Origin of the sequence: Bacteroides celer, assembly GCF_002632415.2 — a bacterium.
GTDB lineage: Bacteria > Bacteroidota > Bacteroidia > Bacteroidales > Bacteroidaceae > Bacteroides.
Genome location: NZ_CP178209.1, coordinates 2,452,283 through 2,479,181, shown reverse-complemented (window position 1 = coordinate 2,479,181; position 26,899 = coordinate 2,452,283). Strand labels below are relative to the sequence as shown.

The window sequence follows — 26,899 nt, the reverse complement described above, 5'->3', positions numbered from 1 at the left end:
GATAGTATGATAGATATTTTATTACCTTAGTGATAGATATCACAATCTATTCAAGATGTTTTTTCAACCAAGGAAGTATCAACTCCGACTTAAAATAATGATTGGCCCCGTCCACATTCACCAGTTTATAAAACTCATTCCTATCGAGCCCTTCCGGCAGTGCCTTTATGTCTGTTCGATTATGCGGATCAGCGTATTTTGGATAATGATGTATCTCGACATTCTCCAAACGTCCGGTCATCTTATAAGCGGCACGTACTAAATCCAAATCGCGATCCAGTCCGCCTTCCGTTAATATAACAGGACGGGGAGCCAAAGAGGCTACAATATCCGGGAAATTAAATTTACGCCAGAAGTCCGGTATCAAATGGCGGATAGAATTTGGAAAAGGTCGTATACCCGTCTTGTCTGGAGCAGTCATAACCAATGCCCGTTCTTGTGTATGACACAGAAAATCATTATAAACAAAGGCGTAGATGGATGTATCCAGTGTCCCTAATACAATCAAAGGTTCTGTCCCCAAAGAAAAACCGCTTACAATAATCCGGTCTTTACGGATATAGGACTGCGTTTTCATCCATTGAAGAACTTGCATATCAAGATAAGAAGTATATCCGAGATAACTCCACCCCAATTCCAATAAGATGCGTGACACTAAATCATAGTTATAATTCCTTCCGCGTGCATAGCGTTCCAAATCCGAGGATTCACCGGCTGCCGGATTGTCTACGGCTACTGCTACATAGCCCGCCTTCGCAAAGTTGCGTGCCATTGTTACCTTGGGATTCTGATAATCATCATTCAGTTTCGGAGCAACTCCCGGTTCTCCCGCCAGCCCTTCTTTACTACCACCTGAACCGGGGATACATAGAATGGCGGGAACAGGCCGCTGTAAAGAATCGGGTATCAGGACTAAAAAGGTGGATACACATTGGGACAAAGGATAAAATTCCCATTTCTCCAGTTTGTAACCGTCACGTTGTTTGCTGTACAGCCGTTTAGGCGACGGCATATCTTTCACTTCGGGAAATTTCATGATTTCCTGCATTGACTTCCGTACTTTATGCTGCCATTCACGGAATTCTTCGGCAGTCATATCCGGCTGAAATGCACATTCCGGTTTTATGTTCGCGAGCATTGCATGGACAACTCCATAGGTACTCAGGAATCGTCCGTCTTGTCTTTCTGATTGAATGATAGTATGTTCGCTTCCTGTCACATCAGGAATTTGAGCAAGACTGTTGGCATGCACCAATAGTAATAACAAAACAGCTATTATGTTCTTTTTCATTGTAATGCCTGTATTATAAAAGTTATCTTATCATCCTTTATACTGAAATCGAGTAGGAAGAAAACTACTTCGTTTTCCTCCTACTCGATTTCCGACCTCTCAGTCGAGTAGATAAAAGGAGTTCCACCTTAAATCTCTCACAGAACCGTGCGTGATAGTCTCCTATCACACGGCTCTTCTTATTCAACCTTATAACTTTATCGTACCTTTGGCTGGTTTGAGACCTATTTGCCAATGATAGAAAATAGCATCCCTTTCTGCAATGTTCCCAAGCCATTTCAATATTACGTACATGGGCTTGCGTCTAAAGGTTTTATATTTAGCTTTTGCCCATTTTGCAAGTAATAAATCGAAGTACCGAAGTAATTTTTGAAAAGATTTTCCACCATATTTACCATAATAATTTGCCCATCCTCGAAGTATGGGGTTAACCATTTGAGCTATGCAGTCCAGCGGAGTATGAGATTTTGACTTAAGATTCCATGAGCGCATGGTAGCTCTGATTTTTGTTGTTGCCTTCATACTTATTCTTGGTTGGAAACCTGTAAAAGCTTTACGGGAGCTTTTATGAATGGTTTTACATGGTCGAAATGTATGACCGAGAAAATCAAAAGTAACATTAGAGTGATTTTCATTTCTTCTACTTGATTTGCAATATACTATCTTTGTTTTTCTTCATTCAGGCTTAATTTGCATGACTTAAACCTAATTATTAGTTCTTCATACAGGGATTCAGCTTCCTGTTTACTGTGACAATGACATACAGTATCATCCGCATATCTCTCAAAAGGGATTTCAGGATGATGTATCTGCATCCATCTGTCAAAACTGTAATGCAGAAAGAGATTTGCAAGAATCGGTCCTATAACACTACCTTGGGGTACACCGCAGGTCCTTTCAATCAGACTTTTGTCTGCATTCTGATATGGGACTTTGAGCCATCTTTCTATATATAATATTATCCATCTTTCTTTTACATGAAGCTTTACGGCTTTCATCAATAACTGATGGTCTATCGTATCAAAGAATTTGCTGATGTCCATATCCAAAACCCACGCATATTTCCAGCATCTCTCTCTTGCACGTCCAAGTGCATCATGAGCAGAACGGTCGGGACGATAACCATAGGAATCTTCATGAAATATCTTCTCGATTTCAGGTTCTATCATTTCAACAACAAGCATCTGTGCAATCCTGTCTTCCACTGTAGGGATACCCAATGGTCTCGTTCCTCCTGCAGGCTTCGGTATCTGAACCAGTCTGATAGGTTTAGGAACATAACTCCCTGAACTCATACGATTCCATAGTTTGTATAAGTTTCTTTTCAAATTACTGTTATACTTTTCAAGTGTGACGTTGTCAACACCTGAACCACCTCGATTTTGATTCACACGCTTGTATGCGTAATATAGTTTCCATCGGTCAATATCGAATGGTTTTGCTCCTTGCTTTTGTGTCATCCTTAATGGAATTTAAGTTGTACAATACAATTTCGCTTGAATAAGTTACCCCCTTCGCTCCATCTCCATTACAGAGAGTTCTTCACTACTACGAGGTAATCCGCCCCTGCATCAGACATCAGTATTTCTACCTTGTGTTTCTTCCACTTGTGTATTTTCCTTTGACATTCTAAAGCAGGTTCCTATGTTCCGACAGTTAGCCTACAGACAAATCATGCCGCCTTAACACCGTACATCGAATAAGCAGCAGTATAGGTATCTCTTATTCTTATCCAAGGTTTGTGGTGAAAACCAAGTTCTGATGTAGTCTAACGCACATTTCGATGCTTCATCAGCGGTTCACTTCCGTTCATCTTTTGTCTGCCTACCTGACTATATTTTTTTTATATAGCCTTTTAACAAGTCGTTCACTACAATATCTTTTCAGATACAGCAGCACTTGCCGGTTTACTACCGATACCTATTTACCGATAGTGGAAGGTCTGCTTCCATCTAAATGTCAGTTATGAGTTTAAGAAAACTCTACATAGCACACCACCACCGTACATGCGGTTCCGCATACGGCGGTTCCTATTTTGGGTACCATTCGAGATAATAATCCATTAGGCTAGCATAACCTGCTCTGCGCAACTTATCGTTAGACATTGCGAATGTAAGCAGACGGCTGAGTGCTACACGCCAATACCCGAGTCGAGTGTTACCCCATTGATACGCCTGCCAGTCAAGGACACCGCATTTCTTTAGATTTGTCACTCTGGTCTTGGCTCACAACCCTTCCATCCTTTATAGTGTGGCAGAGTATTTCTCTCAGCTTGCTATGGCTGACTGTATCAAAGAAACGCTCTAGATCAAGGTCAACTACATATCTGTAGCCCGCATCCACTATCTTCTGCGCTCTTCGTAGTGCGTCATGGCAGCCCCTTTTCGGACGGAACCCATAACTTGTCATGGAGAACTGACGCTCGTAAATTGGTGTCAGAACTTGGTGTATGGCTTGTTGTACCAGTCGGTCTACCACGGTAGGAATACCCAAAAGGCGTTTCTTGCCATTATCCTTAGGGATTTCAACCCTGCGGACAGGATTGTGACGATATGTCCCGTTTTACAAGGAAATTATAAGCTCATCCTTATTAGCCAAAAGCCATGGAAACAGTTATTCGCATGACATCTTGTCGATACCGCCACACCCTTTATTGCTGACTACTGCTTTATAGGCTTTATTCAGATTAGAGGGACTAAGAATAAGTTCAAACAGATGTTCCTTGTCGAATGGTACTTCCACGATGTTGTCTTCGGTCATCCACATGAAAGTCTGCACCCCCTCATACCATTCGGATTCCGTCCTATCTCTTTGATAACTCCACTACTATAACTTCTGCTGACTTCTCACGGCAAGCTTTACTCCGTACATTTCGTAAAAAAAACTAGTCCGTGAGACCTCCTCGGATAAGGGCATTATCTTTCCATCTTATACCTGCTTCATTTACACCAACCGTTCCGAATAGCTATAGGGCTTTGGTTCGCTTTGCAACCTTACCCCCAGTCAAATGCCTTATATAAAGTTTCTGTTCGTCAGGTCAGATGTTTGCTGCCGACTTCCTTCTGATTCCAACTCGCAATGGACACCATTGCCATAGGCTATGTAATTCCCGCTATTAGGGCTTACTCGGGACTTACACCCGTTAGATAATGCTCATGCCGAGCGTACAAAGAATCCTTGGCATGATTCTTCAAAAACATGCCAAGGATTTATGGAAATGAAAAGTAAGTGTCTAGTTGGCAGTATTGTCTCTCATGCAACGAACACCAAAACCAAATGTACGCTTATTTCCTTTAGGTGTATTACAATTCGTAGCATCGTAATAGAACTGTGCCCCGAAGTCTTTTTTAGTTGCGGCATTGCTCCATAGACTGATGCATCCATTACCTGCAGGAGCTACCCGCTGCAATGCTCCGTTATTGATAAAACCGGTACTAGGATAAATAGCCGTTCCGCCATTTGCAAAAGTAACGCCACCCTGTTTCGTTATATCACCTGAAGCACTGGTAGTCACAGCACCAGTTTTATGATTGCCACCGCTGACTGTCGATGTAAATCCACTCCACACATAAGGATGAGGAACACGATAGCCCGGCGGACATGGATCATAGATTGACTTTGAACCGGTAGAGCTGTCTCCACCGCTAGTAGCATACACTGTTGAATTTCCCCATAAATCATAAGCGTCTTCATTCAACCAATTATCTCCCTTAATATATTTCATCGGATATTTGGCTATATCTTCTCTTGAAATCAATGTTGTAACTGTAAAGTCCCAACTTACAACCTCATTATCCTTATCATAAACTGTGGCGTGTGCATTTGCCGCATCATCACTCGGGCCGATAATCGGGTCTTTACGCCCCCATTGATAGAACAAACCATGCGAACCTTTAGGATCAGTAGCTGCCGACCACAGCTTGTCATCCGTTGCACCCAAGTTACGATCCATCATCACAGGTGACTGAAAAGTGGGGTATGTGTTATAATCTGCATGCACAGTATACGTTTGCACTTTAGTATCCAAATCCACATCTGTAACCCAAATATGCCAACTCCATACAATCGTTCCTGCGCCATCATAAGCGGCAATAACCGCATTACCTGCCTTTAACGCCGTTTCTTCCGAACCGTTCAAGGTAAAATAGATATAATCATTTTTCAGTTTCACACCGGATATCAGGCTTCTTTCGCTTTGCCAAAGAATTGAAGCCGATGCAGGAGCTAACGGCGAAGGAGTGATACCTTTCTTTGTATCATCACCTTCTACTGCCGGAGTAATCGTTCCATTACCCATAACGGTAGCCTTAAAGCGATATTCCTGCCCTGCCTTTCCTGCCACATAGCAGTTTGCCGTTTCCGTTGCACTCAAATCAATGGATAAGTCTTCCAAAAGTGCGGCAGTCAGATTGTCCAGTTCCAAATTCAATGTGTTAATGTCACCTGCAAGTATATTGACAGAAGCAATCCTGCCTGTCAGGCTAAGATCGTCCTCCCCTGCTTTTTCAATCGCTACCTTTACGTTACATTGTTTCGCTGACAAGTCCACAGGATTCATAGACATATATCCGTGAAATACTCCGTTCGCAACGAGTGCCGGAGCATTGTCTACTCTCAACTCTATTTTTGAAGAGCCATCGGCTATAGCAAACTGACCGGTAGTAAGGTCAAATTTATAATCACCCGCCAAAGCAATGCCATCCTCCGTAGAAAACTCGATGGACTTCACTTTCCAACCGACATACTTGACCGATGTCTTACAACTGATGTCTAAATATCCCAATGCATGTCTAAAGGTCATCGGAACAGCAGTTTCCACCTCAGCAGACTTAGCCGTCGCATACATCAAGGCAGTGTTCGTCAAATGAGCGTTTGATGTGCCCGACTGTAATTGCGAGTTACTCAAAACTCCGGCCACTGCTTTCGCTGACGTATTATCCTTATTATAAGGGATGTAAGCATAGAAAGTGTGTTCTCCCGTTTCTTTGCCCCACACTACCTGTGTGTAGAACATTCCCTCGGTCTGTCCCACATAAGGAGCTGCAACTCCCACAACAAGATTGACTGTTTTTGTCTGTTCGCAGAAGAAACCAATTTTACTATCTGCCGCCCAAACTGTCTTGTTATCACCCAACTGTGACTGGCAACTGAGGAAGATCTGATTTCCTCCCGCCGGACGCGTAAAATCCGTCTGGGCATAGTCATCGTCACTGCATGCAGTGACAAGAAACGCTGCACAAAATCCTAAGACTGGAAATATATATTGTTTTTTCATCTTTGTATAATCTAAATTTTAATGAATGATATGAATCCGACAGGCGGATTAGTAACCCGGTGTCTGCTTAACCAACGGGTCTTTCGACATTACCGTAGCATCTACTGGCCACAACAAGTGCTTCTCGACAAGATCGCCCGAAACGCTAATCTGAAGAGCCTTAGCCAACTCTCCATTCTTCATACGGCGAATGTCATACCAACGCTTACCTTCACCTACAAACTCTTTGGAGCGTTCTTCCAGAATTGCATCTTCCGCTGTTTCACCACTACGGGGGTATTTATTGGCAGCATAAGCGGAACCGTATGCACGCTCACGGACACTATTGATGTAAGCGGCAGGATCACCTCCCTGCAATGCCACAATTTCGGCCAGTAGTAACTGCAAATCCGCATAGCGATAGACAGGCCAGTCGTTTGTAAACTTGCGTATGTCATTGTCCAACTCCCCTTTATATTTATTCAAGAGTATGGCTGCCGCTCCTCCGTCTACCTTATATACATCAAAGAAAGTGGCGCTACGACGGATATCGTTTTCACTGAATGTATCAAAAAAATCTTTCGCATACTGGTAGTTGGATGCAGTACCATTCAGTTTCAATGGGTTCACATTGTCACCTTTGTACTCTACACCGTCCGCATTTTCAAAACCGACCAGATTGGTATTGGTAGGATACATGAACTTGCTGAAGAAGTTTTCTTTCTCATTCAGCATATAGCGGATAACGAATATCATTTCTTTGTTATCTTTCTTCGTTACATCAAAAACGTCCTCAAAGCTGGTCTTGGAAGCAAAGCCATACTTGCCGCAATCAATGATATCCTGCAACGCTTGCTTGGCTGCTGCCAAATCGGCCGATATATTTTTTGAGTAGACGCTTGTACCGCCAATAGGTTTTACTTTACATCCCCACAACAGGATTTCGGCTCTCAACATTTTTGTTGCCGCCTTGCTCCAATAAGAACTTTTGTCTGTAGAATTGATGGTAAATGCGTCATCTGCGAAATAATCTTCCGATGCCTTGATGTCCTTTACAAGGAAATCATAGACTTCTTCTTCCTTGGCCCGCGGCTGATTCAAGTCGGAAGGAGTAAAGCTACCATCCATCACGCGTGCTGTTTCAATCAGAGGAACTCCGCCATAGGTACGGAATAGATGAAAGTAATAAAAACTTCTCAATCCGTGTAACACGCCCATATAATAGTTCTTTTCTGTTTCATTCAAGGCAGAACTGCCGGGGACGGACTGGATGGCATGGTTAATCTGCATAATGTCCATATAGAAATTGCCCCAGTTGTTTATCACATAATTAGCTTCAGTAAGATTGTTTGTCACAGCCGGCACATCGCTAATAGTCTGATTAAACAAAGAAGAGTTTGAGCCGTAAAAAGTCCCGCCTCTAAGTTCACCCATCTTGAACAATACTTCCTGACGCTCACGGACACGATAATGCAAGCCACGCACAAAGCGTTCCGCCTGATCTTTGGTACTCCAGTAATTACTGATACCGTAGGAGTCTACCGGACTCAAGTCCAAATAACCGCAAGACTGCATAGCTCCTATCAACAACACTAATAATGTATATTTTATTTTTTTCATAATACATCTTTCTTTATGATTTTAGAACATAACCTTTAATCCCATCAGAACTGTCTTAGGTAAAGCATATCCGCCCTTGTCGCCACTGGTGGTTCCATACTCGGGAGTGTAGAGACGATTGTCCGTTATGTAGAATAAATTCTGTCCGGTAAGCGTCACCGTCACTTTATCCATGAGGGCTTTTTTAGTCCACTGCGAAGGTAAATCGTAGCTCAAGGAAATCTCACGGGCACACAGGTAAGAAGCATCTTCCCAAAACAATGAAGTGTTGCGGGTATAGTTCTTTTTAAAGTTAGTGTCGTTAGTCATCAATACCGGAAGTTCCGCACCCGGATTATCTTCCGTCCATGTCTTTTTAGCCAAATCCGGAACATTGAAGTGACCGGAAGTGATACCCATGAAATATTGATAACCGCTATTCCACTTCTTGTATCCCAACGCATAGTCGAATCGGGCAAACAAGGTCAGCCCTTTCCACGTAACGGATGTATTGAAACCACCCATCCATTTTGGAATTTCATTACCAAGCTTCACCTGATCATACGTGTCGATAGTTCCGTCACCATTCACATCGTACCAGACAGCATCACCCGGAGCTAACTGCTGCGCATTTTTCTGCTGCTCAACCGTCAATTGTGCATAAGCTGCCGGACCATATACCGGTTTAGAGGGAATCTTATCTACGTAATAAGCATAGTTTGCCAAATCGGCTTCGTCACGCACAACACCCATCATTTTGAATCCGTAAATATCACCGTAAGACTGTCCTTCCTGTATTCCACCTTTCCAAACGGTTTCATTACTACCTTTGCCTTTGTAAACTTCCGTTCCGCCTTGACGGTTGTTCTCATTACCATTATCAGGTAATTGCAGGATTTTGGATTTCACAAAAGTAATGTTGGCACCTATATTCCACTTAAAGTCCTTACGGTCAAAAATACGGTAATTGACTTCAAGCTCCATACCCTGACTACGCACAGCGCCGTTGTTTGTCGTCATTGAGCCTACGCCGGATGAAGAAGCCAAAGGTACATTGGCAATCAAATCGGTAGTTTTCTTGTTGAAATAACCTACTGTCAAATCTACTTTATTAAACAGTCCTAATTCTATGGCAGTATCAAAAGAGGTGGTTTTCTCCCAACGCAGTCCGGGATATGCAATATCGTCAATCAACAGGCCGTAGATGCCGTTGTAGTTACCGGCTGTTCCATAACTACCTTGTAGTTCGTACAGTCCGATACCATTCACGTTACCATTCTGCCCATATCCCATACGTACTTTCATGTTGGAAAATATATCCAGATATTTCTCCATGAATTCCTCACGATATACGTTCCATGCGGCACTGACACCGGGGAAAAATCCCCAGCGGTTGTCCACCAGTTTGGAGTAACCGTCGTAACGTCCGGAGAAAGAAAAAAGATACTTGCTCTTATAGTCGTAGGTAGCATTCAGGAAACCGGACATGATGCGCTCCTGTGTGTGAGTGGTAGACATGTTACGGGTGGATTTTCCGTTTGCGTCCAACGGGGCAGTGAACTGCAATCCGATAAAATCATCGGAAGTAGCTCCCTGACCTGATGCCGAGAGTCCGTAGTTGTATTTGTCTATCATTTCAAAACCACCGACTGCACTGACGTTATGGTCACCGAATGAGACATTGTAATTCAGAATGGCGTTATAAGTCTGATCCAGTTTGCGCGCATAAGTAGCAGAAGCTTTGCGGTTAGAATTCAACTTACCGGGAGCGGTAGGTAACTCTTTATCAAAAGATTCAGTTTCCTTCATCCAAAGATACCACATACCGCTCAGTTTCAAGCTCAGTCCTTTCATCAAATCCACTTGGAAAGAAGTTCCCAGCGTAGTCTTGTAAGCCGTATTTCTGCGATAGTAGTAGTTCTTCATCTCATTCCAATTGGCATTTTGAGTATTATTGAGTAGTGTGATAACCGTTCCGTCCAAATTAGCTCCTTTAAAGGTCGGGGGAGCAGCAGCTACCACGCTCCAGAAATTAGCGTCGCTCATGTAGTTAGGATTGGTTTCCGAACGTGAGAAATTCACGAAACCGGAAGCTTTCAGCCAGCTCTTGATCTTATATTCACCGTTCAGGTTGAAAGACAGACGTTGGTATCCCGACTCCAATGGAAAACCTGTTTCATCATAATACCCGATACTTGAGTAGTATTTGCCTTTGTCGTTTCCACCGGAGAAAGAGACATTATAATCCTGCGTCCAGGCATCCTGCGTGTTCAACTTCATAAAATCAGTTTCCTTGAACAATAGATAATTGTCTGATGCCGGATCTTTCATCGATTGCCAACCATAATCCAAAAGATATTTATTCTTATCTGTCAGAATAGAGGTACTATAGATACCGTTGCTGCTTTTATTTCCGTCGGCAGTGATGTCATTTCCTGTACCCCATCCGTTCACAAGATTCATGTCGTCTCCGCTACGCTTTGCCGCCATACGTTCCCAATACAGATAATCGCGGGCATTCATAAAATCGTAGTTGTCGCGGGCAAAACCTTTACCGATATTTACGTTCAATGTTACGGTTGTTTTCCCCACATGACCGCTTTTTGTGGTCACTAGAACTACACCATTATTGGCACGTGCACCATAAAGTGCTGTCGCAGCAGCATCCTTCAAAACCTCAATAGATTCAATATCGTTACTGTTGATGTCGTTCATATCGTCTTTCTGCACACCGTCAATAATATACAACGGACTACCGGAACCGTTCAAAGAAGCACCTGCACGTACCTGAATGGAGGGCCCTGCTCCCGGCTGACCGGAAGTCTGCGTAACACGTACACCAGTAACCGTACCCGCCAAAGCAGTCAACGGATTGGAGCGTACACCTTTCTCCAAAACTTCGGAAGAAACTTTGGATATAGCCGCAGTCAGCTTATCTTTAGTTACGGTTTTACCATAACCTGTGACAATGACTTCCTGCAAACCTATGGCATCATCTTTCATCACTACCGTAATATTCTTACGTCCATCCACGTGAATATTCTGTTGAACATAACCTATGTATGAAAAAGCAAGAACTGATTTACTCTTTGTCAATGTTAACGTATATTTTCCATCCAAATCTGTAATAGCACCATTTGATGTGCCCACTTCCAATACGGAGACACCAATCAAAGGCTCTCCAGCAACATCTTTCACAACGCCACTTACCGTTTGCTCGACTTGTGCATATATGCTGCCAATGGAGCAAAGCATGGCCACTACCACGAATATTACTTCCCGGCAATACTTTAAATGTATTTTTCTCATATTAAAAGAGGTTATTTAGTAGATAATATAAATAATTCCAATCTCATCCATCCGGCCGGACGAGTTGATAGTTTTTGGAATCCCGGTTCATTACCGAGTTCGGCAACAATAGCCATATCACCATCAGGCAGAAGTGCCATACATGTGTATCCTGCCGCTTTATCATAAAGCACCATATGATCTGCCGGCTCAAATGTATGCGAATGACCACCAAAGAATTTAGCTCTGGCCAAATATAGTATACCACGATCATCATGAGCTGTTGTCTCGGTAATCCCTTTCGCCCCACAGTAATACATCCAGCCATCCTTTACGATAACACTTCCCGCACAGCCTTGGGCTGGAGTTGGTAGTGCTGTCGGAGCATAATCAGAAAAAGAAGGCCATTTGGCTCCACCATCTGTACTTACATAGTTTTGACGGTGTCCATTATAACGGATATTTCCAATTAATGCACCATCAGGAGCTTCCGTTACCGTCCATTCACCAGACTTATTAGGTTGCCCGGTTTCCCATGTCACCCCGTTATCATCCGACCACATAGCTGTATTCCCGCCATTTGAAACGGTCCCAGCAGCTTCATTCACTTTGAAAGTGCGTATAGGGACAATCAAACGATTCTTATATTGCTCACTTGATGTCATTTGCACACCGGAACCGGGACCGAAGCTACCAATCATTCTTGTCGCACCGCTAAAAATTCCAATTTCCACCTCGTCTGTGAGATCTTTTCTTGTCCAATTTAATCCATCATCTTCCGAAGTGTACATGATAGCTCTATTATTATAGCCTTGTTTGGCAGACTCCTTGCCTACAGCATCCCACAAAGAGGTAAACAAAAAGATTTTCCCCGTAACTTGGTCGACGACAACAGTCGGGTCCATATATGACAACTTTGATGAAGTAGCTTGACTGGTTAAATTCTTTTCAGTCCATGTTACCCCTTTATCGGTACTACGCTTCATCAGAATATCCGTCCGCCCAGCTTTATCTTGCCAAGTTCCATAGCGAGCTTCACAAAAAACGAGTATGCTGCCTTTCTTTGTAACCGCGATGGCAGGAACACGATATGAAATGTCATTACTTGCTTTTGAATTGAATACGGTAATTGTTGGAGAAGTTATCTCCCATATCGGTTTCGAGTCAGGATCAGGGTCGGGATCTGGATTTGGATCCACAACTTCATCTGGATAAGGCACCGGACTAAAGTCATTAACATTATCATCCGAGCAGGCAATAATAGCAAACAAACTCAGAATATAACAAAACACATTAAATATATTCTTCATAAATAAAAAAATTAAAGATTAATAACAGGCACTAAAATTAAAGTAACTACTCAGGTATCTTTTCCTGAAAATTGAAAAAGTAATCCAAACTCTCTTACCTGTTGAAATGTATCTGATAACTTTATGCCAATCCCCTTTCTCTATTATCCCCTAGATATTACTTTTGCATTCAATGATTGAGCAGGTAACAGACATATCTAAGTTCTTATCGGAGATGAACGAGAAATTCTCTTCGATGGAGCAAACTATATCTGAGCAAGGTGCTGATATTAGCCGTCTTTATCGTATTATTGATCAGAAGGATAAAGAGATTCATGTATTAAAGAAACGTTTATCCAAATATGAAGGACCTGATAAGGATAGTCATAATAGTAGTATTCCTCCTTCCCAAGAATCGCTTCCTGCCAAAGTCCTCCGTCGGACACAGTCTTTGCGCAAGAAGTCAGACCGTAAGAACGGTGGTCAATTTGGTCATCCCGGCTCTACTTTAGAAACGAGCACTTCTCCTGATTTTATCGAAGAACATAAATCTGACTATTGTGAATGTTGCGGCAGTTCTTTGACTGGGGCTGAGTCTATTTGTAGCGGAGTCTCCCAAGTGGTTGATATACCTTTACCCCGTCCCCAAGTAAAAGAACATCGCTCTTTTGATGTGACTTGTTCTTGCGGCCACATTAATAAATGCCCGCTCCCCAAAGAATGTAGTAAACGGATTTCATACGGCAAGACTATTCAGTCTCTGGTGTCTTTTCTTAGCCATGTTCAATGTGTTTCATTTGAACGTATCTGTGAAATACTCAAAGAAATTTTCTCTTTGTCTATTAGTCAAGGTACAGTGCGGAACATGCTTACTAAAATAGGGACTAAATCAAAAACTGTTTGTGACCAAATTCGCAGGCGCATAGCCGAATCCACAGTTGTTGGCGCTGATGAAACGGGACTATATGTCAATAGTGCACTTAATTGGGCATGGATATTCCAAACGGATCAGTTAACCTATGTATACCAAGACAAGTCCAGAGGAATGAAGGCTATAAACAACCATTTTCCTGATGGATTGCCCAATGCTGTATTAGTCACAGATCGACATGGTAGCTATTTCAATATGGAAGTAAAGAATCATCAGGTATGCATTGCACATCTGTTAAGGAACATTCAATACCTTACTGAACTTGACCCTAAGCAGAACTGGTCTAAAAAAGTGAGTACACTTCTTAGAGAGGCGATACACATCCGTAAGACTACAAGCTTTGAAGTAATACCAATAACCACTATAAAAGACAGATTGGACCGATTGCTAAATGAAAGCGTAGCACATCTGCATGAGGATTTCCAGAAGTTCAAAAATGGTCTCTTCAAATGTAAGGATTATCTTTTTACCTTCCTGCAAAACCCAGATGTTCCTTATGATAATAATGCCAGCGAAAGAGGTATTCGAAAAATAAAGGTAAAGCAAAAAGTCAGCGGATGTTTTCGTACAGAAAAAGGGGCTAACACTTTTATGAACGTCCACTCCGTTGCTGAAACCGCTAAGAAAAACGGAAATTCTAAATACAAGGCTATTCTTGCTGTTCTTGAACAGTGAGAAGTATCAATATGACTTTATACCTGAGTAGTTACAAATTAAATCCAACTTCATCCAGTCATCCGGACGCTTAAGAGGTTTCGTATTAGGTAATGATTTACGAGTAAATGATTGAGTATCTGCTGTTTCAAAGATTATAGCCATTCGTCCGTCCGGTAAGAAAGACATACAGCTATATCCGGCAGCCTTATCATATAACAGTAACCCATTATCCCATTTTCTTCCACCATCCTCACTTTTATATAAAGTAAGTTTTGCACGTTCATCATATTCGGATGTCTCCGGTATTCCTTGTATCCCAGAGAAATAAAGCGTTTTACCTTTTCCCAATACACTTGCCTGACATCCTTTAGATACACCAGGCAAAGCAAGTTCCTTTACAGCCTTGCTCCATGTCTCTCCCCCATCTACACTGAATGACACCATTCGCGCTTTGGGAACACGAGCATTATAAACCAAAACTCCGGCAGGTGACTCTGCAATCTGAAATTCATCATCATTATCACCATTGCCACCCATCTTCCATGTTTTACCATGATTATCGGAATAAATAGCTACATCATGGGCTTTCTCACCAGTGACTTCAGATACACGAGCCGGTAAAATCAGTCTTCCTCTATATTTTTCACCCACCATTTGCAAACCTGCTCCCGGTCCAAAACCATAAATACGACTTCCTTTCGGCATTAATGTACCAGTCACATCAACGGGAGCAGCCCATGTACAACCATTGTCATCTGAAGTCAGCAAAATTGCCCGATTTTTGGTACCTGTGTGATCATCTGCCGGCCAAAAAGTGGTAAAAAGAAAAATTCTACCGGTAGCTGAATCTAAAAGAGGAGTCGGATCCATATAAGCGCCAGTGGTTCCCTGAGTCAAATCTTGCATAGCTGACCATGTCCGCCCATTATCTGTACTACGTTTCACTACTATATCTGTACGGCTTTTATCCTTCCAACTTTCTCTACGTGCTTCACAAAACACAAGTAAAGAGCCGTCTTTCGCTGTCAACAATGATGGAATACGATAACTATTCACATTATCATCTCCTGCTGAAAACACAGTATATTTAGGAAACTCCGGGAATTTTTTTTTTGCACCGGACTGCGCTTCTCCTTTCATACAAGAAAAGAAAAGCATAAGTCCCGCAAATAATATGTTTTTCATAATACACATAGTAATAGTTTTAGATTTTATCAGAAGAGTTACATATTACTTCACAAAAGCTCCTTGCAAAGCATGTAACTACGAATCATCATGCGAGGTATATGGAAAGGACCTTTAAAGAGATTTCCCTTAGCTGGTTGTGCCACAGTACCATCACGGTGAAGATAACCATACCATTCTCCATATTCCTTATCGGGAAAATGAGTATACGTCCAGTCACTGATTTGCTTATGCATCTGAATATATTTCTCATCCCCCGTAGCCTGATAGGCATATAAAGTGGCAATAATAGTCTCTGTTTGCGGCCACCAGAATTTCATATCCTGAGAATAGTCCTGAGCCGGAAGATTACGGCAATCACGGAAATTGATTATGCCACCAAACTCTTTATCCCATCCCCATTCCCAAGACCAGTCGAGAATCTGAAGAGCCAATTGCAGTAAATCCTTATCCCAATTGCGATATTTAGCTTCTTCCATAATGAACCAAGCGGTTTCAATACAGTGGCCCGGATTTATGACACGTCCGTTACACGTGTCAATAAATTCACCATTAGGTCCTACCATTTCAAGTAAAGCCTTAAACTCCGGATGGATAAAATATTTACGCAATGCGGCAATCGAAGCATCTATCTGCTCCGTCAATACAGGATCGTCAATAACCATCCGGATGCGAGAAGCTGTATTAATCAAGATCATCGTTATAGAATGCCCTCTTGAAGACATAGCCGGCAAATATTTAGGTTCAAGCATTCCCGGAGTATCCAGGAAATGCTGTGTACGCTTGAAGATTTCCAATGCTTTCTCAGCATATTCCTTTTCACCGGTTGCCAATGAATATTCAGCCATTGCTATTGCCGCAAAACCTTCTGAAAACACATAACGGCGCTTACGTAACGGGACTCCATCTTCTGTGACTTCAAAGAACATATGTCCATCCGTATCAAAGCAATGCGCTTCGATGAAATCAATACAACTCTTGGATGCTGCCAACCATTGGGGATTTTTCTCTATATTATTATATGCATATGCAGCTATAAACCCGAAACGTCCCTGAAACCAGACAGATTTCGTTGTATCCATCAAACTACCATCCCGATTAACGCATGTATACACCCCTCCATGTTCTTTATCCAGCCCGTACTTCATCCAGAACGGCATAATATTATTTATTATATCGTCTTTATAGGATATGGCCCACTTATTCAAATATTCTGCTGTATTCATGCTATGCGTTTTTAAAGTTTATTGCATCGGTCAAAAAAATGAATTGCCTCAAGCTCCGTTTTCATCTGAACTTCTTCTTCATCTGTCATATTCTGGAAGGGAGTACGGTTCTTACCTAAATCAAGTCCTATCAATTTCATTATGCGTTTTCCGCCAACAATATTCCCACGAAAATGGCAGATCACATTTATTACTTCCTGTGAGAAGTTCTGACGTTCACGGGCTGTTTCGATATCACCTGCCTCCCATGCTTTGATGATACCGACCAGTTCTTTACCATTATAATTGGTTGTTCCGCCGATGCCGCCCTGAGCACCACCCATAGCCAGACAAGGAAGAATTGTTTCATCCTGTCCATGCAACATATCATATTTTCCGTTTTTATATAAACGGCATTGGTTGTATTCATACATGCTCTCAAAAGTATATTTAATACCTGCAAAGTTAGGAACACGTCCGTCTACCGCTTCCAGTAATTTAACCATTGGCAGAAAAGCACCGTTGAATGCCGGAATATGATAATAATAGAAGGGAAGTTCGGGCGCACCGGATGCTATCTCTTCAATATATTTCACCAATTCTTCAATACGGCCAATCTTCGGAAAAGGAGGAGCCATAGCACCAATTCCCCATGCGCCTATTTTTTGTGCATGTTCAGCCAACATACGGCTGGCCTTTACACAGCAACTACCGACGTGCACGATTACTTTAAAGCCTTCGGGAGCGACAGCAACCCAACGCTCTGCCAATAACATACGTTCTTCTTCAGTCAGCATATAACCTTCACCGGAAGAACCATTGATAAACACTCCTTGAAGTCCGTTCTTTACCAACATCTTGGCATATGCTTCAATAGGTTCCAAATTCACTTCACCATTCTCGTAAAAAGGAGTAAACGGTGCATCGATAAGTCCTTTAATTCGTTCCATCATTTTATTTTTTATAAAGTTATTATATTCTTAATCTACCATATTATCTGTCTTCGGTCTTAAGAAATAGATTTGAAGTACCAATGCTACAGCTACCACGATACTCAGCATTGCAAATCCCTGTCCTAAACTTCCTCCGTCTGTCCACTTTCCAAGAACTTCTGTCACGGCAGCTCCCGCAAACACACCGGTCATATTCATAATTCCATAAGCCGTCGCACGATGTTTTGCTGATACAAACTGGCATAGAATAGGCATATTATTTGCGTCAAAGATTCCAAAACCAATACCAAAGAGCAATCCCGCTCCAATCACACTAACAAAACTATGTCCAAACCCAAGCAGGAGCAGAGCCGGTATAGTCATCCCCAAACCGATGGCTCCGGTATAAACACGCCCGCGAATATTTTTTTGTACCCAACGGTCAGATAAGATTCCACCTAAAATAACACCGATAAAAGAAGACACGGCAATTGTTATAGTAGATATCGGTCCCGCTTCGGACATAGGAATATTCAAGCTATCCGCAAACAAAGTCGGAAGCCAATTCTTTGTTGCCCACCCCGGAAGACTGGGAGCCGCAAAATAGAAAAGAATAATCCAAAATGCCCAATTAGTAAACAGCAGGGAAAGCCCACTTATAATGGAAGGTTTCTTCTCTTTAGGAGCATCATCTATTTTTTTGATAGATATATTATGAATAGGATTTTCTTTCAAAAACAATATAAGTACCAAAGAATAAGCAATACCTACAATGCCAAACCAATGAAAAGTAGCCTGCCAAGAAAAAGCGGCAGCAGCCGTAGCCCCAAAACCACCGATAGCCTGCCCGACATACAACCCTGTCATATGAACTCCTACAGCTAAAGAGCGGGATTTTCCCTCATGCCAGTCAGCAATCAACGATAAAGCCGAAGGAATATACAACGCTTCACTGACTCCCATGACAGCACGCAACCAGTAAAGCTCGTGAAAGTTATGAGCATACCCCATTAAAAAAGTAACCGCCGACCAGACAAAAAGACTACCGACCACCAACCATTTACGATTTACCCTATCGGCGATAATTCCCGCAACAGGACTCATAAAACCATATATCCATAAAAATATAGCCATTAAAGCTCCAAAAGCTTCAGCTTTGTTCAACTCTACGATATCTACTTTCATAGCTTCCTGCATCGTAGAAAGCATCTGACGGTCCATATAATTAAGTAGCGCTACTATCCACAGCAGACCGACAACCACCCATGGGTAAATACTTTTGTTTTTCATATAAAGTAATTTTTTATGTTTCACTCGTATTAAATCATTGCAAACATAATACTATTTTTATTTTCCTCCAAATATTTAATTAAATATTTTATTATATATTTGCTTATTTATAAATCACATAAGAAGATATAATACTTTATATATATCAAAAGGCAGCACCTCATTAATAAGAGACACCACCTTTTCCATGTTATTTTCGATACTACAAAATAAAAACAATAACAATTTATAGCCGTACTTTAGCTATCAATTTACGTATCTTGCCATGACCAATAATCGGGGCATGGGGATCTTCCGGATACACTATTACAAATTGCCCCGGAAGCAGATTAACATAAGTAGTCGGAGTATCTGAATATAAGGCGCACTCGTCCTCTTTAGAATATGCCTTAACCTCTTTTTGTAAGTCCTCCAAGGCTTTCCAACCAATTGTTTCCGCACCTTCCAACAAGATATGCACATCAATATAGTCATGATGTAATTCTAAAACTTGCTTATCAGGAGATACACATTCCAGATTTACATTATTGATAAACAAATTCTCACCATCAATCTCAATACGCCCCAAATCCGTATGAAGCAAATCATGGGTTTTCACATAGTCAAACAAGGGCTTGAACAAAGGGTGGAGCCCTTCGATACGCTGACTGTTTTGCAGATTAGATACGATCATATTTTTCCTTTCATTTATAATTAAATAATAGAAGGGCAAATATAAAAGAAATATTTAATATAACAGACGTTATTAATAAAATTATTAAATATATAGATTCTTGATTTATATATTATTCATTTTAATACAATATTCAGAAAGAGGGATAAATAAAGCATCTACTAAATTCAAATCAAACAAATCTCCATTAATAAATAAATTTATTATCTTTGCCTCAAACAATAAAGAAGGACTAAGATGAAACAACATTTACTGAAAGAAATAGAAGCAGGAACCAAGAACGCTCTTCTCAAAAAGAAGATTATTACACATTATATATATAATGGTAGTTCTACTATTACAGATTTAGCAAAAGAACTGGATCTCAGTGTCCCGACTGTCACAAAATTCATTAGTGAAATGTGCGAAGAAGGATATATAAACGATTATGGCAAATTGGAGACGAGCGGAGGACGCTACCCCAGCTTATATGGACTAAATCCCGAATCCGGTTATTTTATAGGAGTAGATATTAAAAAGTTTGCCATTAATATAGGACTGATTAATTTCAAAGGCGATATGGTAGAATTAAAAATGAATATCCCTTTTAAATCAGAAAACACTTCACAAGCACTGGAAGAGTTATGCAAACTTATTCTGCAATTTATAAAGAAAGCAGATATAGATAATGATAAAATATTAAATATCAATATAAATGTGTCCGGCAGAGTCAACCCAGAATCTGGATATAGCTTCAGCCAATTTAATTTTGAAGAGAGACCCTTGGCGGAAGTATTAACTGAAAAAATCGGATTCCGGGTAACAATAGACAACGATACACGCGCTATGACTTACGGGGAATATATGAAAGGATGCGTAAAAGGGGAAAAAGACATTATTTTTGTAAACGTCAGTTGGGGATTAGGCATAGGTATTATCATTGATGGGAAAATATATACCGGAAAGTCCGGTTTTTCCGGAGAATTCGGGCATACAAATGTATTTGACAATGAAATCATCTGCCACTGTGGTAAAAAAGGATGCTTGGAAACGGAAGCATCAGGTTCAGCTCTTCATCGAATATTAATAGAACGCATCCAGAAAGGAGAAAGTTCTGTCCTATCCAACCGGATTTTAGCCAAAGAAAATCCTCTTACTTTGGATGAAATTATAGCTACCGTAAACAAGGAAGACCCACTCTGCATTGAAATTGTAGAAGAGATCGGACAAAAACTGGGAAAACAAATTGCAGGGCTAATTAATATATTCAATCCTGAACTGGTAATCATAGGCGGAACCCTATCTTTGACTGACGACTATATCACCCAGCCGATAAAAACAGCAGTACGCAAGTACTCGCTAAATCTAGTCAATAAAGATTCAGCCATTGCGACATCCAAGCTGAAAGACAAAGCCGGTATCATTGGCGCTTGTATGTTGGCACGCAGCCGGATGTTTGAAAGTTGAATTTATCTTCTGCGCTGAGAGAAAAAGTTATCTATAAAACGAACAATATAGACCACGACAACTCCTGCGACGACTAAAACAATAATGCGACTCAACATAAATTTCGTTTTTTATATTTCACATAAATTCCATGTAAAAAAGATACCACACTCATACGAAAGAGATTCTATAGAAAAACAAAACGCTGATTATTAGTCAAATAATCAGCGTTCTAATTAGAGAGCCGCTAGCCAGACTTGAACTGGCGACCTACGCGTTACGAAGTCCCGTGTAGCGGCTCTATTATTATACTGACTACTAATATATTAACTACTCTTTTCTAAGCTTTTCAAAAAACAATCTACTATACAATTGCTATTTTTAAGGTAGAATTGAAATGTTAATAATATATTTTATAAAGTTGACTAATAAAATTTGAATCCTATTTAAAGTCCCTTACATCATAGCTAGTTCCATCTATAAAGATGGAATTTCCAATTGTAGTGAATGAAACTTGCTCTCTTACCATTCCGCCATACGAATTCTTTGCCCCGTAATCTAATTCCCAATTCACTGTATATTCTCCATCTTTAGTATATTTCTCGTCATATACCGTAAAAGAGTCAGGGTCCTTTAATATATGTTTAAAATACGCTTTGTATATTCTTCTACCATTCGATACACTTTCATCACAAGACGATAATGATACTAATAGAATAGCCATCATTAATAATAAAATCTTTTTCATTATGTCTATTTATTTAGTTTGTTTTTTAATTCATTGAATTACAGCCTTTTCATACATCCAAGAACTTGAAATATAGTACGTATCATTTTTTTAGGAATTTCTTGTACTCCATATTCCGGTGATTTATTGGTAGGAATGAGGTTATAATGCTCTTTGTCGTCTCCTTTTCCCAAACGTTTAATAGTACGCATATCGTTTGTTGTGACGATAGCATATACTTCTCCGAGTGGCAAAAATGATGGATCTTCTATTTTTTTTAGTGCTATAATATCCCCATGATTGATTTCCGGTTCCATTGAGTGCCCTGTGACATTACACCAGCAGGTGGCATCATTATATTTCCTGAAATCAATAAGGTATTCAGGCTTTGTTGTCTGGTCATTTAAGACTAAATCAAAGCCACAAATAAAATCAATGTTATAATAAGGGACTCCGATAGTGAAGTTTACTTTAGGCTGCTCGTCTGTTTCTTGTGATGTGTTTGCAGATGATTCAGCTTGTTCTGACGTTTTATCTTGACTTGCTGTATTTTCTCCAATAAGCATCTCTCCTTCACCGGTAAGAAGCCAAGATTCATTTATTTGCGGATATTTACTACAGATTAGTTTTGCTGCATTTTTACTTATTCCTACATTCTTGTTTTCATTTAGAATGTCATAAGCCCACTGAGGGCGTTCTTTCCCTAATGAATCAGAAAGCTGTTTAGGATTCATTCTTAATTCTTTAAGTAATTCATTAAAAACTTTTATAGCTTTATCTTTATCCATATTCAGAATTATTCTGTATTTTTGTGCCGAAATCAAGTTGCGGGTGATTTCAACTAAATTGTTTAACTGTTCCCGTAAGGGACTATATAGGCTACTTCACTTCAAACCGCAACTTTGAAGTTGGTCGCTTTACTTTATTATCATGATACAAGAAACAGAAGATGGCGGGCTTGAACTAACAGACCCTGAAAACGACAGAAAAATAATTAATGAAATGCTCAACAAAAATAGAGCAAAACTCAATTATTTAATAAGCAAACAAGCTCTAAAAATATCTTATATAGCCATTTCAATAAGTATTGCGGCAATCCTGTTGCAGCTAATACGGATATTATAATGGCACATTTTGCTATCCTATTAGCTTTAATAGCAGCGTGTTTACTCTTATTATCTAATTCCCTATCATATTCTTCTTTTTCTATTCTTTCTATTTCGTCTTTGCACACGGCTTTATAAGCAAGCATTGTCTTTGGGAATGGAGACGACGCTCCATATTCTCCATATTGCACATGGGCGTTTTCTGATAAATCCCGCCTGATGGCATTCCAATAGTCGCCAGCAAGTTCTCTTGCCTTTTTGTCATCTATCTTCCCGTATTCGATTAGATAATCGAGAACCTTGACAGTACATTCTAGTTGCCTTTTACTTTTCACGTGTATTATAATAAGGTATAAATCACCTCAATAGTTAAACAATGTTTAAATACAGAATATATCTGTATATTTCATTTCAAATACAGAATTATTCTGTATATTTGCATCATCAATCATTCAATCACGATACAAAGATAGAAAAAAGGTTGATATAAGAAAATAGTACATACATATTAAAATACACGATTATGAGCACAACATTTAAAAATCAGATGAAAGAGGTTATGTCAATGGCATGGCGATTCTTTAAAGTGACAGGTGAAAATTTTGCAGATTGCTTAAAAAAAGCATGGCAAGTTTACAAGTTAGCTAAAGAGATGAAGAAAAGAACGGTTCAGTTCTTTTATCAGAAAGTTTCAGGCGAAGTACGTCAAGCCTTTGGCACGATGAAAGAAGAAGAAATTCATGATAAAATAAAAGGTACCGGTTCTCGAAAGAATAATGACCTCTTCAATTATTGGGATACCGAAGTTGGCGGATGGCGCTCATTCAAGAAGTTTAACCTTATAAAAATTGCATGATTATGACACGATACGAATTAGAACAAGGCTTGAATGCCTTATACAGAGACCTGGACAATGTTCAGAATATGGATGAAGAAACAGCCCGTAGAGTTTACAATGTAGATTGCAAGGCTGACATCATAGAAGTTATCGAAGAAGAAATTGATACCTATGAAGCCATCCTTTCAGGACCGGATACAGACGAAGATAACGACATGGATTATGATGCCCTCTGTCTGATTCAAGGTTTAAGCAGATACGCGTAGAATCTTACATGATTATACCGAGCACGACAGCCCGTGCAGACGTAGAGAATATTCTACACGGGCACTATTGATTAAGCTCTTTGACATATTGTAAAAGCCTTTATAGTGTAATTCATAAACTATTTAGGTCAACCAAAGATAATGAGATATAGAAGCCACCATAGCAGGGATGCGGTGAACGGTGGTAGGCTATATAATTGAAATGAAATTTACTGTTAGTCTGAAAATGTCTTTATCAGTAAGCACTACCGAGTAGGCAACGGTTGCGCTAACAGGTGTAATATAGCCCGTGCCGAACTTGTGATAAGAGTTCTTCTCTTCGATGAGAGCACGGGCACTAACTAAAACATATTATTATGAAACATAGGCGAAAAAGAAGATTTACCAATACAGATGTAAATACTATCTGTAAATTGAAAGATGAGCTTATCCAATATAAGCAAGCATACAAATTTCTGTTTTATTCAATCATTAATGCTGAAGCAGGTAAAGATATGCCGAATATTTTAGTATCTGACTTGCCGGATGATAGTGTAGTCCACTATGTAAATAGGACTATAAGAGAGTGGAGCGAGAAGTTATATCCAACCAATAAAGAGAAAAAAGATGATTAAAAGAATAGTTCAGTATATTAAAAGGCGCAACGATATAAGGTTGCGTAAATGGTGTGTAAGATTGGCGGTAAAGACAAACACACATTATGATTGTGTATATTATACCGCCAACCAAATCTATAAATGGATTAAAGGGCTTCCTGAATCTTAGTTTTTATTTCTTCGTATGTTTCACTCGTTTCTATGAAATGAGAGCCATTTGAAGATGGTGAAGTAAGGATAATTTGCACCTTGCCGCTGTTTAATGCACTCAAAAAACTAATAGTGTTTACATTAACTAATGTTACACCTCCATTTTTAAGATTTACTTCAATAAACTGTTTCATATTTCTTAATTTTTAGTTAGACACCTCAAAGTTAAGAAAATCCCCTGATTATAACGTGATGTTGCCAATCGAATTGGTTCAGGGGAACAAACTTTTAAATTATACGATTATGTCACATTATTATTCAAAAGTAGATGCTGATAGCTTATTATCGCTAGTGAATGCATCTGATTGTGTTGATTATTTCGATACATCTAGTTTAGTTTCTGAAATGGACGAAACAGAAGTTCTAAATCAGATAAGCGAAGATACTATAATTAGTTATCTCGAAAACAAAGGGTTTAAAATCGAAAAGGAGGATTGAATATGAAATTAATTCAGTTCGTTTTATCTATACTTTTAGCTTTGTGTGCTATTGGTATGCTATACGGGGCAATAACGACATATAGTCCGATGAAATTAATGTCTATTGTTATAATGGGTATTATATGTATTGGGACTTTCGCCTTTGTCAGAATAGCCTATACGGAATTACATGAATAGGATCGTACTCGAGTAAAGAAACTTGCAAATCTTTGAAAAAGTTGCAAGGATTAGCGTAAAATAGAACAAACTTGAATAGAAATCCGCAAAAAGGTAGACCGATAATCCGGCATAAGGTTCCTGCAATAAGTCAGTACTGTGAGTAAGGGAAACCAGCCGGGCGGATTCTGAAAAATATAGTAGTTTTTATCGTGTTTTATTTTGTGTTTGTGTTGTACAGGTGTACGGTCTGCGAAGATAGTGCACCTTTTAAAATGGAGAAGTGGCGAAATTGGTAAACGCTCTAACCGGAGGTGGAAATGCACGCCACCGTAGATGGGTAGAATTGTAGTGCAGCAAATCCTGGTTCGAATCCGGGATTCTCCACAGATAATTTTTCTTTTATGTTTAACCAATGATGCCGGCGAAAAGGACGTCGTAGGGTTTAAGCCCCTGTATTTATTTGATTTTTAAATGTTCTGCATCTATCCCGGTGTCCGTTGGTTCGGTATCCGGGAACAAAGTAGCTCGTGAGAGTGAATGTTTATCAATAAAAGAACAAGAATATCAAAGTCCACATTAGAGCGCTAGTGTGGCAAACATGGATAAGTGGCGGAATTGGAAGACGCACGGAACGTATGCCGGGACTCTCTCTTATTAGCAGTAAAGCTCATCCTCGTTCGAATCGAGGCTTATCCACAATCACTAATTAAAAAAACAGCTTATGGAAAAAGTAAGTAACAAAGAAAAAATGAAAACTATGAAGAAAGGAGCAACAATCAAGTTGCCAATATCTTCATTAGAGACAATTCGTAACAATGTATCCCTTTTGAACGCCAAACATTACAATGAAGGCAAGAAATGGAAGTCTGAATCATTCAAAGAAAAAGGCATTGTTATAGTTACCAGAACATCGTAACCAATCAACTTACACGATTATGGAAAGAGTATTAACAGAACTTACACCTGAATGTGAGGTTACAGCACGAATGTACGCACAGGGGTATGAGAAGAAGGAAATAGCTTCGATGAAATGCAGGGCGTTGAGCACGATAAATAACCAACTGCAAGAGGCTTTCAGAATTCTTCGAATTAGAAACGGAAGAGAGCTGGCGACAATGTTTTATGAACGAATGACAGGAATGAAATTTACTATGGACTTCTCTCTTATTGCTCGTTCTGCGGTTGCTTGCTGTTTTTTATGCCTTTTTTCTTTTTCACTTTATCACGAACAGAGTGATATGAGAAGGGCACGAAGAACAAGAGTTGAAACTATTGAAAGAGTAAGGAGGTTAGAATGAATGCAGAAGCAAAATTAAACACTCTCTATCGAATAGGTAGCAGAGTGTCTCTCAATAAAGAGCAAGCAAAAGAGTTTGTAGGCGGTCGTTATAGACTTGAAAAGCTGATAGCAGAAAAGAAAATACGGGCAGAAAAGACCGGAACCACGAAAATGTCTCCTTATGCAATCAATGCTTGTGATGTACTTCTCTATGCTATTGATTCTAAAGAACAAAGAATATAATTAACCCTTTAAATTT

General features: G+C 40.1%; 25 protein-coding genes, 1 tRNA gene and 1 pseudogene. 10 read left to right on the top strand and 17 right to left on the bottom strand.

What is annotated here, in order from left to right:
* Window positions 1-46 precede the first annotated feature (46 nt).
* The 8 genes and pseudogenes from CJF29_RS09855 to CJF29_RS09820 all read right to left on the bottom strand — a co-directional run bounded on the left by CJF29_RS09855 (window position 47) and on the right by CJF29_RS09820 (window position 12,742).
* A complete protein-coding gene (locus CJF29_RS09855; protein ID WP_099147238.1) occupies window positions 47-1,291 on the bottom strand; it encodes an alpha/beta hydrolase family protein in 1,245 nt (414 codons plus the stop codon).
* Window positions 1,292-1,480: 189 nt separating this feature from the next.
* Window positions 1,481-1,813, bottom strand: coding sequence for a group II intron maturase-specific domain-containing protein (locus CJF29_RS09850; RefSeq protein ID WP_198138550.1), 333 nt, complete (start codon window positions 1,811-1,813; stop codon window positions 1,481-1,483).
* 137 nt (window positions 1,814-1,950) lie between these two features.
* A complete protein-coding gene (gene ltrA, locus CJF29_RS09845; protein ID WP_218014241.1) occupies window positions 1,951-2,751 on the bottom strand; it encodes a group II intron reverse transcriptase/maturase in 801 nt (266 codons plus the stop codon).
* A gap of 763 nt (window positions 2,752-3,514) precedes the next feature.
* Window positions 3,515-4,105, bottom strand: a pseudogene (locus CJF29_RS09840) (reverse transcriptase domain-containing protein); the annotation flags it as partial.
* A 418-nt stretch (window positions 4,106-4,523) separates the two neighbouring features.
* Window positions 4,524-6,566, bottom strand: coding sequence for a fimbrillin family protein (locus CJF29_RS09835; RefSeq protein ID WP_099147239.1), 2,043 nt, complete (start codon window positions 6,564-6,566; stop codon window positions 4,524-4,526).
* A 48-nt stretch (window positions 6,567-6,614) separates the two neighbouring features.
* Window positions 6,615-8,165: a RagB/SusD family nutrient uptake outer membrane protein gene (locus CJF29_RS09830; RefSeq protein WP_009039366.1), complete on the bottom strand. Its 1,551-nt coding sequence runs from the start codon at window positions 8,163-8,165 to the stop codon at window positions 6,615-6,617.
* 21 nt (window positions 8,166-8,186) lie between these two features.
* Window positions 8,187-11,453 carry a SusC/RagA family TonB-linked outer membrane protein gene (locus CJF29_RS09825; RefSeq protein ID WP_009039365.1) on the bottom strand — a complete coding sequence of 1,089 codons (3,267 nt, stop codon included), beginning with the start codon at window positions 11,451-11,453 and terminating at the stop codon, window positions 8,187-8,189.
* A gap of 11 nt (window positions 11,454-11,464) precedes the next feature.
* Window positions 11,465-12,742 (bottom strand): sialidase family protein, encoded by a 1,278-nt coding sequence (locus CJF29_RS09820; RefSeq protein ID WP_099147240.1) that lies wholly within the window; start codon window positions 12,740-12,742, stop codon window positions 11,465-11,467.
* Window positions 12,743-12,914: 172 nt separating this feature from the next.
* Between CJF29_RS09820 and tnpC the strand changes: the two genes are divergently transcribed.
* Window positions 12,915-14,327 (top strand): IS66 family transposase, encoded by a 1,413-nt coding sequence (tnpC, locus tag CJF29_RS09815; RefSeq protein ID WP_229112578.1) that lies wholly within the window; start codon window positions 12,915-12,917, stop codon window positions 14,325-14,327.
* A gap of 6 nt (window positions 14,328-14,333) precedes the next feature.
* Here the strand turns inward: tnpC and CJF29_RS09810 are convergent, their stop codons facing one another.
* From CJF29_RS09810 to CJF29_RS09790, 5 genes are all read right to left on the bottom strand, one after another.
* Window positions 14,334-15,494, bottom strand: coding sequence for a sialidase family protein (locus CJF29_RS09810; protein WP_255299404.1), 1,161 nt, complete (start codon window positions 15,492-15,494; stop codon window positions 14,334-14,336).
* A 50-nt stretch (window positions 15,495-15,544) separates the two neighbouring features.
* A complete protein-coding gene (locus tag CJF29_RS09805) occupies window positions 15,545-16,720 on the bottom strand; it encodes an AGE family epimerase/isomerase (RefSeq protein WP_055235426.1) in 1,176 nt (391 codons plus the stop codon).
* Between the two features lie 11 nt (window positions 16,721-16,731).
* Window positions 16,732-17,649: a dihydrodipicolinate synthase family protein gene (locus CJF29_RS09800; RefSeq protein ID WP_009039361.1), complete on the bottom strand. Its 918-nt coding sequence runs from the start codon at window positions 17,647-17,649 to the stop codon at window positions 16,732-16,734.
* Between the two features lie 30 nt (window positions 17,650-17,679).
* Window positions 17,680-18,921 carry an MFS transporter gene (locus tag CJF29_RS09795; protein WP_009039360.1) on the bottom strand — a complete coding sequence of 414 codons (1,242 nt, stop codon included), beginning with the start codon at window positions 18,919-18,921 and terminating at the stop codon, window positions 17,680-17,682.
* A gap of 226 nt (window positions 18,922-19,147) precedes the next feature.
* Window positions 19,148-19,594, bottom strand: a complete 447-nt coding sequence (locus CJF29_RS09790; protein WP_009039359.1) for a YhcH/YjgK/YiaL family protein — start codon at window positions 19,592-19,594, stop codon at window positions 19,148-19,150.
* A gap of 237 nt (window positions 19,595-19,831) precedes the next feature.
* On the opposite strand from CJF29_RS09790, the gene CJF29_RS09785 reads away from it, so the two are divergent.
* Window positions 19,832-21,040 carry an ROK family transcriptional regulator gene (locus tag CJF29_RS09785; protein ID WP_009039358.1) on the top strand — a complete coding sequence of 403 codons (1,209 nt, stop codon included), beginning with the start codon at window positions 19,832-19,834 and terminating at the stop codon, window positions 21,038-21,040.
* A 421-nt stretch (window positions 21,041-21,461) separates the two neighbouring features.
* Here the strand turns inward: CJF29_RS09785 and CJF29_RS09780 are convergent, their stop codons facing one another.
* From CJF29_RS09780 to CJF29_RS09770, 3 genes are all read right to left on the bottom strand, one after another.
* Window positions 21,462-21,767 (bottom strand): hypothetical protein, encoded by a 306-nt coding sequence (locus CJF29_RS09780; protein WP_055167860.1) that lies wholly within the window; start codon window positions 21,765-21,767, stop codon window positions 21,462-21,464.
* 38 nt (window positions 21,768-21,805) lie between these two features.
* The gene (locus CJF29_RS09775) at window positions 21,806-22,534 is read right to left on the bottom strand and encodes a helix-turn-helix transcriptional regulator (protein ID WP_255299405.1); all 729 of its coding nucleotides are present in this window, start codon (window positions 22,532-22,534) and stop codon (window positions 21,806-21,808) included.
* Between the two features lie 239 nt (window positions 22,535-22,773).
* Window positions 22,774-23,187: a hypothetical protein gene (locus tag CJF29_RS09770; protein WP_099147137.1), complete on the bottom strand. Its 414-nt coding sequence runs from the start codon at window positions 23,185-23,187 to the stop codon at window positions 22,774-22,776.
* 188 nt (window positions 23,188-23,375) lie between these two features.
* On the opposite strand from CJF29_RS09770, the gene CJF29_RS09765 reads away from it, so the two are divergent.
* The 3 genes from CJF29_RS09765 to CJF29_RS09755 all read left to right on the top strand — a co-directional run bounded on the left by CJF29_RS09765 (window position 23,376) and on the right by CJF29_RS09755 (window position 24,570).
* Entirely contained in the window at window positions 23,376-23,708 is a 333-nt protein-coding gene (locus CJF29_RS09765; protein WP_099147138.1) for an SH3 beta-barrel fold-containing protein, read from the top strand.
* Between the two features lie 2 nt (window positions 23,709-23,710).
* Window positions 23,711-23,956, top strand: coding sequence for a hypothetical protein (locus CJF29_RS09760; RefSeq protein ID WP_099147188.1), 246 nt, complete (start codon window positions 23,711-23,713; stop codon window positions 23,954-23,956).
* A gap of 356 nt (window positions 23,957-24,312) precedes the next feature.
* Complete coding sequence (locus CJF29_RS09755; RefSeq protein WP_099147139.1) at window positions 24,313-24,570, top strand: hypothetical protein; 258 nt, start codon at window positions 24,313-24,315, stop codon at window positions 24,568-24,570.
* Between the two features lie 128 nt (window positions 24,571-24,698).
* Here CJF29_RS09755 and CJF29_RS09750 read toward each other — a convergent pair whose 3' ends face one another.
* On the bottom strand, window positions 24,699-24,896 hold the full coding sequence (locus CJF29_RS09750; RefSeq protein ID WP_099147140.1) for a hypothetical protein: 198 nt from the start codon (window positions 24,894-24,896) through the stop codon (window positions 24,699-24,701).
* 109 nt (window positions 24,897-25,005) lie between these two features.
* Here CJF29_RS09750 and CJF29_RS09745 point away from each other — a divergent pair, with 109 nt between their 5' ends.
* The 5 genes from CJF29_RS09745 (at window position 25,006) to CJF29_RS09725 (ending at window position 26,883) form a co-directional block, all read left to right on the top strand.
* Complete coding sequence (locus CJF29_RS09745; RefSeq protein WP_141561028.1) at window positions 25,006-25,200, top strand: hypothetical protein; 195 nt, start codon at window positions 25,006-25,008, stop codon at window positions 25,198-25,200.
* Between the two features lie 435 nt (window positions 25,201-25,635).
* Window positions 25,636-25,745: transfer RNA gene (locus CJF29_RS09740), tRNA-Tyr, on the top strand.
* A gap of 337 nt (window positions 25,746-26,082) precedes the next feature.
* Window positions 26,083-26,277, top strand: a complete 195-nt coding sequence (locus tag CJF29_RS09735; protein WP_099147142.1) for a hypothetical protein — start codon at window positions 26,083-26,085, stop codon at window positions 26,275-26,277.
* Window positions 26,278-26,296: 19 nt separating this feature from the next.
* On the top strand, window positions 26,297-26,659 hold the full coding sequence (locus tag CJF29_RS09730; RefSeq protein ID WP_099147143.1) for a response regulator transcription factor: 363 nt from the start codon (window positions 26,297-26,299) through the stop codon (window positions 26,657-26,659).
* The gene (locus CJF29_RS09725; RefSeq protein ID WP_055167878.1) at window positions 26,656-26,883 is read left to right on the top strand and encodes a hypothetical protein; all 228 of its coding nucleotides are present in this window, start codon (window positions 26,656-26,658) and stop codon (window positions 26,881-26,883) included. The genes CJF29_RS09730 and CJF29_RS09725 overlap by 4 nt, the downstream gene beginning before the upstream one ends.
* The last annotated feature ends 16 nt before the right edge of the window (window positions 26,884-26,899 follow it).